General features: G+C 60.9%; 12 protein-coding genes. 5 read left to right on the plus strand and 7 right to left on the minus strand.

The annotated features are described in order from the left end of the window. Positions 1 to 16: 16 nt before the first annotated feature. The gene (locus I6L34_RS13470; protein WP_216954833.1) at positions 17 to 1,339 is read right to left on the minus strand and encodes an isochorismate synthase MenF; all 1,323 of its coding nucleotides are present in this window, start codon (positions 1,337 to 1,339) and stop codon (positions 17 to 19) included. Positions 1,340 to 1,547: 208 nt separating this feature from the next. Here I6L34_RS13470 and I6L34_RS13475 point away from each other — a divergent pair, with 208 nt between their 5' ends. Further along, complete coding sequence (locus I6L34_RS13475) at positions 1,548 to 2,453, plus strand: 1,4-dihydroxy-2-naphthoate polyprenyltransferase (RefSeq protein WP_216954834.1); 906 nt, start codon at positions 1,548 to 1,550, stop codon at positions 2,451 to 2,453. 75 nt (positions 2,454 to 2,528) lie between these two features. On the opposite strand, the gene I6L34_RS13480 is transcribed toward I6L34_RS13475, so the two are convergent. After that, positions 2,529 to 3,923 carry a PepSY domain-containing protein gene (locus tag I6L34_RS13480; protein ID WP_216954835.1) on the minus strand — a complete coding sequence of 465 codons (1,395 nt, stop codon included), beginning with the start codon at positions 3,921 to 3,923 and terminating at the stop codon, positions 2,529 to 2,531. Between the two features lie 268 nt (positions 3,924 to 4,191). On the opposite strand from I6L34_RS13480, the gene I6L34_RS13485 reads away from it, so the two are divergent. Continuing rightward, positions 4,192 to 4,599, plus strand: a complete 408-nt coding sequence (locus I6L34_RS13485; protein ID WP_216954836.1) for a hypothetical protein — start codon at positions 4,192 to 4,194, stop codon at positions 4,597 to 4,599. 27 nt (positions 4,600 to 4,626) lie between these two features. Here I6L34_RS13485 and I6L34_RS13490 read toward each other — a convergent pair whose 3' ends face one another. Together I6L34_RS13490 and dbpA are read right to left on the minus strand one after the other, a co-directional pair. After that, the gene (locus I6L34_RS13490) at positions 4,627 to 4,917 is read right to left on the minus strand and encodes a YkgJ family cysteine cluster protein (RefSeq protein WP_005335921.1); all 291 of its coding nucleotides are present in this window, start codon (positions 4,915 to 4,917) and stop codon (positions 4,627 to 4,629) included. Between the two features lie 89 nt (positions 4,918 to 5,006). Then, on the minus strand, positions 5,007 to 6,386 hold the full coding sequence (dbpA, locus tag I6L34_RS13495) for an ATP-dependent RNA helicase DbpA (protein ID WP_216954837.1): 1,380 nt from the start codon (positions 6,384 to 6,386) through the stop codon (positions 5,007 to 5,009). Between the two features lie 542 nt (positions 6,387 to 6,928). Between dbpA and I6L34_RS13500 the strand changes: the two genes are divergently transcribed. Beyond that, the gene (locus I6L34_RS13500) at positions 6,929 to 8,134 is read left to right on the plus strand and encodes a NupC/NupG family nucleoside CNT transporter (RefSeq protein WP_005363118.1); all 1,206 of its coding nucleotides are present in this window, start codon (positions 6,929 to 6,931) and stop codon (positions 8,132 to 8,134) included. Positions 8,135 to 8,198: 64 nt separating this feature from the next. Here the strand turns inward: I6L34_RS13500 and I6L34_RS13505 are convergent, their stop codons facing one another. Both I6L34_RS13505 and I6L34_RS13510 read right to left on the minus strand, forming a co-directional pair. After that, on the minus strand, positions 8,199 to 8,699 hold the full coding sequence (locus I6L34_RS13505; protein WP_041234360.1) for a metal-dependent hydrolase: 501 nt from the start codon (positions 8,697 to 8,699) through the stop codon (positions 8,199 to 8,201). A gap of 125 nt (positions 8,700 to 8,824) precedes the next feature. Beyond that, positions 8,825 to 9,274, minus strand: coding sequence for a YaiI/YqxD family protein (locus I6L34_RS13510; protein WP_005335916.1), 450 nt, complete (start codon positions 9,272 to 9,274; stop codon positions 8,825 to 8,827). A 140-nt stretch (positions 9,275 to 9,414) separates the two neighbouring features. Here I6L34_RS13510 and zntB point away from each other — a divergent pair, with 140 nt between their 5' ends. Continuing rightward, the gene (gene zntB, locus I6L34_RS13515; protein ID WP_005341467.1) at positions 9,415 to 10,380 is read left to right on the plus strand and encodes a zinc transporter ZntB; all 966 of its coding nucleotides are present in this window, start codon (positions 9,415 to 9,417) and stop codon (positions 10,378 to 10,380) included. 13 nt (positions 10,381 to 10,393) lie between these two features. Beyond that, on the plus strand, positions 10,394 to 10,906 hold the full coding sequence (locus I6L34_RS13520; protein WP_005354921.1) for a mechanosensitive ion channel domain-containing protein: 513 nt from the start codon (positions 10,394 to 10,396) through the stop codon (positions 10,904 to 10,906). A 61-nt stretch (positions 10,907 to 10,967) separates the two neighbouring features. Here I6L34_RS13520 and I6L34_RS13525 read toward each other — a convergent pair whose 3' ends face one another. Next, a complete protein-coding gene (locus I6L34_RS13525; protein ID WP_005354919.1) occupies positions 10,968 to 11,216 on the minus strand; it encodes a hypothetical protein in 249 nt (82 codons plus the stop codon). Between the last annotated feature and the right edge of the window lie 25 nt (positions 11,217 to 11,241).

The raw sequence follows: 11,241 nt of genomic DNA on the forward strand, positions 1-11,241 counted from the left end.
TGAAAAGGGTGAATGACTATCCCAGCAGGGAGAGCACATTGGCGATCTTGTTGTCGAGCTCGGCCCACTCGGCGACAGGCTCGGAACCGGCAACAATGCCGGCACCGGCAAACAGGGTGACGCTGCCCGGCTGAATGCGGGCGCTGCGAATAGCGACCGAGAACTCGGAGGTCTCCCTACTCAGCATGCCGCAGGCTCCGGCGTACCAGCCCCGATCATAGGGCTCGAACTCGCGGATAAAGGCGAGCGCTGCCTCGCGCGGGGCGCCGCCCACCGCCGGCGTCGGGTGGAGGGCGTCGAGCAACTGCCAGTCGCAGACCCCGGGCTTGAGCTCGGCTTCGATATCGCACTTGAGGTGTTGCAGCAGCCGCAGTTTGAGAATGCGTGGCTCGGTCAGGGTGGCATCGTGGGTCAGTGGCGCCAGTCGGCTGAGGATGTCGGCATGTACCAGCCGGTTCTCCAGCCGGTTCTTGCTGTCGGTCAGCAGCTCGGCGGCCAGTTGGGCATCGACCTCTTCATCGCCGGAGCGGCGGATGGTGCCCGCCAGCGCCTCGGTAAAGAGGTGGCGATCTTCCCGGCGGTAGAGCCGCTCGGGGGAGCAGGCGATAAAGGCCTGCTCGGGGGAGAATTGAAAACCGAAGTGGAAGCAGTCCTGGGCGTGGCGGGCCCACTGGTCGAGCATGGCCCAGGGATTGATATCCGCATCATGGTTCGGACTGGTCAGCACGCTCTCCCGCGATAGCACCACCTTGGGAGTGTGGGCCTGAAAATCGGGGGCGGTGACGCGCTCCACCAGCGTCTGCCACTGGGCGGGGCCGGGGCAATCCTGTCGCTGCCAGGGCTGCTTTTGCAGGGCGGGCAGCGGGGCTTCCGGGCGCAGGGCATCGAGGGCGGCTTCGGCCGCCTGCAGTTCGGCCTCGAGATTGTTTTCATCCAGCCAGAGGTTGAGGCAGAGACTGACGCACTCGCCACGGCGCACCAGCTCGATGCGGGGCAGCACGAAACGGCAGGGGCCAAACCCTTGCCAGCCGGACTGGGCCGGATCGAACGCCAGTCCACCATAGTAGCGAGGGCTGTCGTCATGATGCTGGTTGGCTGTGTTAGTGCACACCTGCTTGATGGCGTGCGGCTCGGTCAGTTCATGGATGGCGCCCAGCGCGACATACTCGGGACGAGCCTCTCCACGGGCCTGCCAGTAGATGCGGGGATAGAGGGTTTGCGCCGCGAGCCAGCCCAGAAAGGAGCGGGTTTCGATCGCCACTCGCAACCGTACGAAGCCGCTGACGTTGCTGTGACGCAGGGCGTCCAGTTGTTGCTTGATATGGGTCTGAGCCAACATGGATTCTTTTCTGAGCCGGGTAGTAACGAGCGATCCGGTAGCTGGATGCCGTAGGTTTATGCCAAAGGGCGATGATTTCCTATATATTATCTGCCCATTCGTCCATGTAAATCGCCCGCGGGAGCTTCACTCTCCGGGGCCAAGTATACCCAAATCCGGTTCGATAACCCTTAACACGATCAATATCCGATTGTTTGGCCATCACAAAATGACAAATACCTTCTCTGTTTGGTTGCTGGCGGCGCGTTTGCGAACATTGCCGCTCGCCTGCTCTTCCATCCTGCTGGGCTCGGGGCTGGCTGCCAGTCGTGGCGCCTTCGATGGCACCATCATGGCGCTCTCCCTGCTGACCGCCATCCTGCTGCAGATCCTCTCCAATCTGGCCAACGATTACGGCGATGCGGTCTCCGGCGCCGACAACGGTGAGCGGATCGGCCCGCAGCGGGCGGTGGTCTCCGGCCTTATCACCAAAAAGCAGATGTGCGTGGCGATGGGGCTGACCGCGCTGGCGGCGGTGGCCAGTGGCCTGCTGCTGCTGGGCTGTGCCTTCGGCGGCCAGTGGCTGCAGATTTTGGCATTTGTAGTGCTGGGTGGTGCGGCCATTGTCGCGGCGGTGACCTACACGGTCGGCAAGAGCCCTTACGGCTATCGCGGGTTTGGCGATATCTCGGTGTTCCTCTTCTTCGGCCTGCTCGGGGTGCTCGGCTCCTACTACCTCTTCACCAAGAGTCTGGAGTGGGACCTGCTGCTGCCCGCCACCGCCTGTGGTTTGCTGGCCACCGCCGTGCTCAATATCAACAATGTGCGTGACATCGAGACAGACGCCGCCAGCGGCAAGATCACTCTGGCGGTTCGCCTTGGCCGCAACCGCGCCATCGCCTATCACTGGGTGTTGCTGGGGGCGGCGCTGCTGGCAACCATCGCCTTTATCCTGATCCAGCCCGCCAGTTTCTGGCCGTGGATCTTCCTGCCCGCCATGAAGCCTCTCAGCGATGCGGCCAAGACCCTTCGCGAAAGCTACGATGGCGAGGTGCTGACCGGTGCCCTCAAGAAGACCGCCATCAGCGCCTTTCTGTTCAGTCTGCTGCTCTCCATCGGGTTGGCGCTCTCCTGACAGCTGGTCGCAGCTCGCCAAGGCGAATAATGAAAAGGGCTCCCGAGATGGGAGCCCTTTTTGGTTTTGGCGGGTTTAGCTGGCGCGCGCCGCCCTGAGCGGGTGACGGGAGAAAATCAGGGTATCCAGCAGCCAGATGGCGATCATGGAGGCGCCCACCAGCGGGAAGGCGATCCCCAGCAGGATCAGCAGGGCGATGGCTCCACGCATCGGCGGGAGTTTGGCAGGCAGTGGCGGCGCGGCGAGACGGCCCTGCGGACGGCGGCACCACCAGATCCACAGACCACTCACGGCGCTGGCCAGCACCATCAGGCAGATAAGCAGCATGGCGAGCTGATGGGGCCAGCCGTAGAGCTTGCCCATGTGCAGCATGACGCCGCTCTCCACCGTCTTGGCGACCGGGCCGTAATCCTGCCAGCGTACATCGGCCAGCACCTTGCCGCTGTATTGATCGATATGCAGGGTGGCGTCGTTGCGCGGATCGTCGGCAAACAGGGCGATGGTGTAGACGCCGGTGACGCCGACCGGCGGGGAGATGCTGTAACCCGGTTGGACTCCCCGCTCATGGGCGATCTCGACCACCTGTTGCAGCGGGATCCGCTGGCTGGCCATCACCACTCCCTCGTGCTCGCCGTGGTTCATGGCGCCGTGATCGTGCGCTTCATCGATCGGCTGCGAGCTGGGCATGGGGGTATTCTCCACCGCCCAGGGGACGGTCTGCTCGTGAGCCTGATTGAGGGTGCGGGCCAGTGGCGCCGATTTGGGCACCTCGTTCCACATGGCTGCCGGGAAGCGGTTCCAGACCGCGGCAAACTGATCGCCCCAGAAACCGGTCCAGGTCATGCCGCTCAACAACAACAGCAGCAGGAAACCAGCGCCCCAGAAGCCGACCACGGCGTGCAGATCCCGCCACCAGAGGCGGCCACGCAGGCTCACTCTGGGCCAGAGGATGCCGCCCACCCCGGGCCCCTTGCGTGGCCACCAGAGGTAGAGACCGCTCAGCAGCAGCACTATCCCCCAGCCGGCAGCCAGCTCGATCAGCCGATCCCCGGTGGTACCGAGCAGCAGGTCTGCGTGCAGGGAGCGAGCCACCGCTTGCAGATTCCACTTGTTATCCATGGTGCCAAGCAGGGCGCCGCTGACGGGATCCATAAACAGAGTCAGCTCGCGATCCCCCTGATTGACGATGAACTGGGCGCTGGCATCCGGGCTGGCTGGCGGCAGGTATTTACGCAGGCTGGCATCGGGCATGGTCATCATCGCCTTGGCCAGCAGCTGGTCGGCACTCAGGGTCTGGCTGGCGGGGGCGACCTTCATCAGCTCTGGGTACATCAGGTTGTCGAGCTGGGGTTTGAACAGATAGACGATCCCGGTCAGTGACAGCAGGATCAGGAAAGGGGCGACAAAGAGACCGGCGTAGAAGTGCCAGCGCCAGATCCGTTGGTAATGACTCGAGTCCCTGTTTTTCATTGCACATCCTTGTTGGGGTGCCAAACCTTTCGGCTGGTGGAATGTTTGTGGCGGCGCGGATAATAGCAGTAACGTTTCGTTAACTGCAATCACACATCTTGAGATCGGTTCGGTGCTGGATGTCGGTAACATGAGGTGCCGACGGTTTGCCGGATAGGATGAGCACGCTTTGGGAAAAGCCTGTTTGCTGCTGGACTTTTCCTTATAAATTATTACCTTGTGGTAACAATTTGCAGGCGATGGTGGTGGTAACGGAATGGGAGCAGTCATGCAGACACATGGGCAATTTGACATGGAGCGCAGGGGCCAGATGCTGATCTGCCGCCCGAGTGGTCCCTTCAATCTGGCAGGCGCCATGGCCTATGAGGCGCGCTTTCGTCACGAACTGGTCGGTCTGATGGATGGCCCCTGGGGGATTGTCGAGGTCGCGACCGAGTTCGAAGCGGCCGGGCCCGAGGTGCTGGCCCGTTTTCGTCGCCAGTTTGGCTGGTGTGCCGAGAGTGGCTGTCAGTTTCTGGCGGTGGTCTTCGTGGGGGGCTTCAAGCGCTATCTGGCGGATAACATCTTCAAGGGATTGCCCTTTCGGGCGGTACGTTACTTCGAGCAGGAGGCAGCGGCCATCCAGTGGCTGGGGGAGCAGCTCAACACCGCTCCCTGTGAACCTGTGAGCGCTTGACGACCCCGCCCACCGCTTGGGCGGGCTTCACTCCAGCTTGATAAACCACTTGTCCCGCTCGTCAACGCAGTCGGGTTCACCCATTTCGAATTCACGGCAGATCAGCGGTCGCACCTCGTAGATACGGCACATCATGGTGTTGCGGTCGAGGGCGGCGCACCAGCCATCGTCCAGCCGGCGCATGACCGGTATCTCGCCATCCCGTTCCAGTACATAACGGTCCGGCACGCCGGTATCGGTAAAGAGCATCACTTCGAGGCGGCAGCAGCAGGCTTCGCAGTTCTGGCAGCTCACATCGGTTTGGATTGCTTGGGTCATGGTGCCTGTCTTGCCGCATGGCGGCATCGGAGATATGAAACAGGCGCCTGTCAGGCGCCTGTGGTCTGGCTAACGGCTTGCAAAAAACCTTAGCCCAGTTTGCGGGCGCGGTAGCTGCGACCCTTGATCTTGCCTTCCTGCAACCGCTTGAGGGCGGCGCTCGCCACGCTGCGCTTCACGGCGACGTAGGAGTACTGCTCGGAGATCTGGATCTTGCCCACATCGGCACCGGCAATGCCGCCTTCACCGGTCAGGGCGCCGAGAATGTCACCGGCCCGCACCTTGGTCTTGCGGCCTGCGTCGATGGAGATGGTCACCATCTGCGGGGCGATCGGCTTGATGTCGCGGCCGATGCTGTCGAGATCACCCAGCGGCATCGGAGCCTGCTGGTACTCTTCGATAAAGTTGACGCGCTGGGCCTCGTTCGGCTGATAGAGGCTCAGAGCCAGACCCTGCTGGCCGGCACGGCCGGTACGGCCGATGCGGTGCACGTGCACTTCCGGATCATAGGTCAGCTCGTAGTTGATGACGGCGCCCAGCTCCTTGATGTCGAGGCCGCGGGCCGCCACATCGGTGGCCACCAGAATGGTGGCGCTGCCGTTGGCAAAGCGCACCAGCACCTGATCCCGCTCGCGCTGTTCCAGATCGCCATTCAGCGCCAGCGCCGAGAAGCCCTTGGCGGCCAGATGGTCGGCCACGTCGTTACAGGCGCGCTTGGTGTTGCAGAACACCACGCAGGAGCTTGGCTGGTAGTGACTCAGCAGCCAGGTGAGGGCGTCGAGGCGCTGACCGGCAGGCACTTCATAGAGCTTCTGTTCGATGGCGCTCCCCTCATGCAGGGACTCCACGCTCACCTCGACCGGATTGCGCTGCACGCCGCGGCTCATCTGGGCGATCCCTTCCGGATAGGTCGCGGAGAAGAGCAGGGTCTGACGCTGCTGGGGGGCATAGCTGATGACCCGGTTGATATCTTCGCCAAAGCCCATGTCCAGCATGCGATCCGCTTCATCCAGCACCAGCGTCTTGAGGCCGGAGAGTTCCAGCGTGCCTTGCTCCAGATGCTTGAGAATACGACCCGGGGTGCCGACGGCGATGTGGGCACCAAAGCTCAGGGTGGCGGACTGCGGTGCGGTCGGGGTGCCGCCGCACAGGGTGACCAGCTTGACGTTGGGCAGGGCGCGCGCCAGACGACGGATCTCGGTCGCCACCTGATCCGCCAGTTCGCGGGTCGGGCAGAGCACCAGCGCCTGCACTTCGAGGCGGTTGACGTTGAGCTTGGCCAGCAGGCCGAGGCCGAAGGCGGCGGTCTTGCCGCTGCCGGTTTTTGCCTTGGCGATCAGGTCTTTGCCATCGAGCACCAGGGGCAGGCTCTGGGCCTGGATCGGGGTCATCTGCAGGTAACCCAGGCTGGTGAGGTTCTCTTGCAGGGCGGGGGAGAGATTGAGGCTGCTAAATTCGCTGTTGTTCACAAAAGGACTCTATTTCGGAGAAAACGGGGATGCGCGAGCGCTAAGGCCGCGCATCATACCAGAATGTGGCGCCGGATGTGGCGGATTTTTGAACGGCTGGCCACGAGGGGCCATGAAAGGTTCATTTGTTGCCAAACAGATCGCGGACGATCACCGACATAGCAATAAGGACTATTTTTCAAACACTCATCTAATTATTTATTGCGGATAAACGTTTTCTATTTTCAGTGTTTTAATATAATGGCTGGAAAATATTCTGCGATCAGTTACTGCGCCACAAGGAATGTTGCAAAAATGCTGATTAAATATTTTCAAAGAATATGAAAACGGCGCCTCTATTACTCAACATTATGTTTTAAAAGGATTTATGTTATCTGTGTTGCGCGATTAATATCAGTTCATTGCACAATTAATTTAAAAACGTTTGTATTATCCCGCCTCCATAATATTGCGCGGGATTGTGATGGCTATCTGATTTTTAAATGTGCAAATGTCTATGATGGCGCCGGTCAAAAATTACAATTTACTCAGGTGCTACAGGTATGGAATACGTTCACTTTGTGCTCGGACTGGTGATGGTCCTCGCTCTCTCTCTGCTGGCTAACCGCCACAACTGGAAACAGATCAAACTGCGTTATATCGGTCAACTGCTAGTGGTCGAACTGGCGCTGGCCTGGTTCATGCTGAACTCCGAAGTGGGTCTGGCGGTGGTGGGTGGCTTCGCGGCCGGCTTCACCAAGTTGATGGAGTTTGCCAAACAGGGTACCGACTTCGTGTTCGGTGGTCTGGTCAACGAAGGAGCCTTCTCTTTCTTCCTGATGGTGCTGATGCCCATCGTCTTCATCTCCGTGCTGATCGGTATTCTGCAGTACATCCGTCTGCTGCCGCTGGTGATCCGCGGTATCGGTACCGTGCTGGCCAAGATCAACGGCATGGGCAAGCTGGAGTCTTTCAACGCCATCAGCTCGATGATCGTCGGCCAGTCCGAGAACTTCATCGCCCTCAAGAACATTCTGCCGCACCTGAACGAGAAGCAGATGTACACCCTGGCGGCGACGGCCATGTCTACCGTCTCCATGTCCATCGTCGGTGCCTACATGCAGCTGATCGAGCCGCGCTACGTGGTTGCCGCGCTGGTGCTCAACATGTTCAGTACCTTCGTGGTGCTCTCTCTGATCAACCCCTACGAGCCGGATAACTCCGTGACCGACATCAAGGCCATTGCCGAAGGTGACGAGCACCACACGCCGAAGAAAGAGAACTTCTTCGAGATGCTGGGTGAGTACATCATGGCCGGTTTCACCGTTGCCGTGATCGTGGGTGCCATGCTGGTGGGCTTCATCGCCCTGATCGCCCTCATCAACTACCTGTTCGAGATGGCATTTGGCGTGAACTTCCAGTTCGTCATGGGCTACCTCTTCTACCCGATCGCCTGGATCCTGGGCATCCCGAGTGGTGAAGCGCTGCAAGCTGGCTCCATCATGGCGACCAAGCTGGTGACCAACGAGTTCGTGGCGATGATGGATCTGGGCAAGGTGGCTGCCGAGCTCTCTCCGCGCACCGTCGGCATCCTCTCCATCTTCATGGTCTCTTTCGCCAACTTCAGCTCCATCGGCATCATCGCCGGTGCGGTAAAAGCGCTGAACGAAGAGAAGGGCAACATGGTTTCCCGTTTCGGTCTGAAGCTGGTCTACGGTTCTACCCTGGTCAGCCTGCTCTCTGCCGTTATCGCTGGCATTATGATCTGATCCTCTGGCGGCACCCGCCACGGTTTGAGCCCCTGACCTCGTCAGGGGCTTTTTTGTTTCTGGCTCACAGCCGCCAGCCGCACCACCAGCCGGCGACCAGCAGGGTGAGGGTGCAAAAGCCGGTTTCGATGGCACCGCCGCTGCGCAGCGGCCAGCCCGGCAGGCGGTAACGGCGCTTGATGGGCCAGAAGAGCGGAATGCCCGCCGGGGTGAGCCAGTCCCCCAGCAGATGGCTGAGGTAGCCGACGATAAGTGCATCCTTGACTCCCATGGGCAGGGTGTCCGGCGGCAGGCTCTGGTTCAGCCCCCAGACGGCAGCGGCGACCGCCAGCAGACTGTGGGTGAAGCCGCGATGGCCGAACAGCCGCGACAGGGGTTTCGAGATCCACGGCAGGCGCTGCCCCAGCACCGATTTGGGGTGGTCGAGGTCGGGCAACAGGGCGCTGGCCAGCGCGGCAGGGATGGTCTGCCACAGGCTGGCATCGGCCAGCGCCGGAGTGAGCTGCAGTTTGTGGGCGATCAGGGTGCAGGTAACGGAGAAAAGCAGGTGCCCTTGGGCGGTCATGATGATTACGGCGTGGACAAGATGGCGGCGCATCTTACCAGCCTGACGGTTGTGGTCAGCTCTTATTTTAAAAATCAGGATGTTACGGCGAAAAAGCGCCCATGTTGGGCGCCTTTAGGGTCTCTTTACAGCTTGCCTTTGACCAGCCACTTGTCGAGGGCATTGGCGAAGCGCTGTTTGTCGGCGGCATTGAAGGGGGCGGGGCCGCCGGTCTGCACGCCAGCCGAGCGCAGCTCTTCCATAAAGTTGCGCATGCCGAGTCGCGCCTTGATGGTCTCGCGGGTGTAGATCTCGCCGCGGGGATTGAGTGCCTCGCCACCGGCATCGATCACCCAGGAGGCGAGGGGGATATCACCGGTGATCACCAGATCGCCGGGCTGAACCTGCTGGGCGATGACATGATCTGCCACATCGAATCCCTTTTCCACCTGCTGGGTTTTGATGAAAGGCGAGGGGGGCACCCGCAATCCCTGATTGGCCACCAGGGTGGTGACGACCTGGGCGCGGTGGGCGGCGCGGTAGAGGATCTCCTTGACCGGAATGGGGCAGGCATCGGCATCAACCCAGATGGGCATGGCATGGTTTCCTGTAGTGAAAGCGGATGGAAAACGAGTGCGGCCATGTTAACACAGGCCTCCCCTTCCCGGCGCGGGGCTGAGTCGGCCCAACCTTTGGTGTAAGCTGGGGCCAGCACATGAAACGAGAAGGAGACGAGATGGATCGGGTGCCCGGTGAAGTGATTTATGCCCTGACTCTGGATGGCAAGGGTGGCATGGCGCCGCTGACGGCGGGAAGTGAAGTCCCGGCGGCGCATCCCGGCTGGCTGCATCTGGATTACGGCAATCCCGATTCGGCACGCTGGCTGTTGCAGACCCCCTTGCTCAGCGAGGCGGCCAGGGAGTCGCTGCTCGGCCAGAGCAATCGTCCCAAGCTGGTACGGATGGGGGAGACGGTGCTGCTGATCCTGCGTGGCATCAACCACAACAAGGATCACAGGCCCGAAGAGATGGTGGCGCTGCGTATTTTCATCACCCCGGATCTCATCATCAGCAGCCGTCGTCGTCCGCTGCTCTCCGAACAGGATGTCTTCAACCAGCTCAAGCTGGGTGGTGGCGCCGATACCCCGGCCGACTGGCTGGTGGAGATCTGCGATGCCCTGACCGATCGGGCGGGGGAGTTTGTCGAGGAGCTGCACGACAAGATCCTCGATCTGGAGGAGATGGTGCTGATGCGCGATATGCCCGCCAATGGCCGCTTGGCGCTGATCCGCAAGCAGCTCATCATGATCCGCCGCTACCTCTCCCCCCAGCGGGATCTGGTGGCGCGGCTGGCCAACGAGAAGATCAGCTGGCTGGATGAGGATGACCGCCGTCGTCTGCTCGATATCGCCGATCGGCTGCGGCGCTGGCTCGACGACCTCGATGCCGGAGTAGCGCGCACCGCTGTGCTGGCAGACGAGATCAACAATCTGATGGCGGAGGCGACTAACCGCCGCGCCTACCAGATGTCGGTGATGGCACTGCTCTTTTTACCTGCCAGCTTCCTGACCGGTCTGTTTGGCATCAACCTCGGCGGTATCCCCGGGGCCGAGAATCCGACCGCCTTCTGGGTCTTCTGCGGTTCGCTGGTGGCGCTGGCAAGCGGGCTGGCTATCTGGCTCAAACATCGGCGCTGGTGGTAAGGAGGCATAACCCATGTGGCAATCAATTGGTCTGACCCTGCTGCTGTTGCTGGGGCATACCCTGATCCGGCGGCTTATTCACAAGAGTCTGCTGGCGCTCGGTCAGAGCAGGCAGGTGAGCGAGAACCGGGTGCTCTACGTGGCCCATGTGTTCCACTTCCTGCTCGGCTGCGCCACCCTGCTGGTGCTGGCCGGGGTGTGGGGGCTCGACTTCTCCCGACTGGTGGTGCTCGCCTCCTCCTTCTTTGCAGTATTGGGGGTCGCCATGGTGGCCCAGTGGTCGATCCTCTCCAACATCACCGCCAGCATCACCATCTTCTTCGCCTTCCCCTACAAGATTGGCGACCGGATCCGCATCCTCGACAAGGATGATTCGGTCACCGGCGTCATCACCGAGATTGGCCTCTTCTATGTGCGGGTGCGTGATGACAACGGCGATCTGGTCACCTATCCGGCCAACCTGATCCTGCAAAAGCCGGTAAGAAAGCTGGAGGGCAAGGTGGCGGAACCGCTGCAACCGGAATAGAAAGCAACCGGAATAACAAAAAGGCTCCCTCGGGAGCCTTTTTAGTGTGTGGTGGGTGGGGTTAGCGTTCGAAGAAGCGGTAGAGGTGCTCCACCTGAACCGGGCAGTCGGCCACCTGATGCAGATGTTCGCGGGCCTGCTCGACGGTGCCGAAACTGACCGGGCAGCCGAGGGTGTCGGTCAGCTCGTAGAGGGCGCCATCCTTGCCTCTGAATTCGATGATCCAGCCGGGAATAGCCACGTCGTGGAGTATTTCGGCCTCTTGCAGGATCTGTTGCTGATAGAGCTTACGAAGTTCACTGACTGTCATGATGCTCTCCTGTGGGGAATATCCA

Source organism: Aeromonas sp. FDAARGOS 1404, assembly GCF_019047085.1.
Classification (GTDB): Bacteria; Pseudomonadota; Gammaproteobacteria; order Enterobacterales; family Aeromonadaceae; genus Aeromonas; species Aeromonas veronii.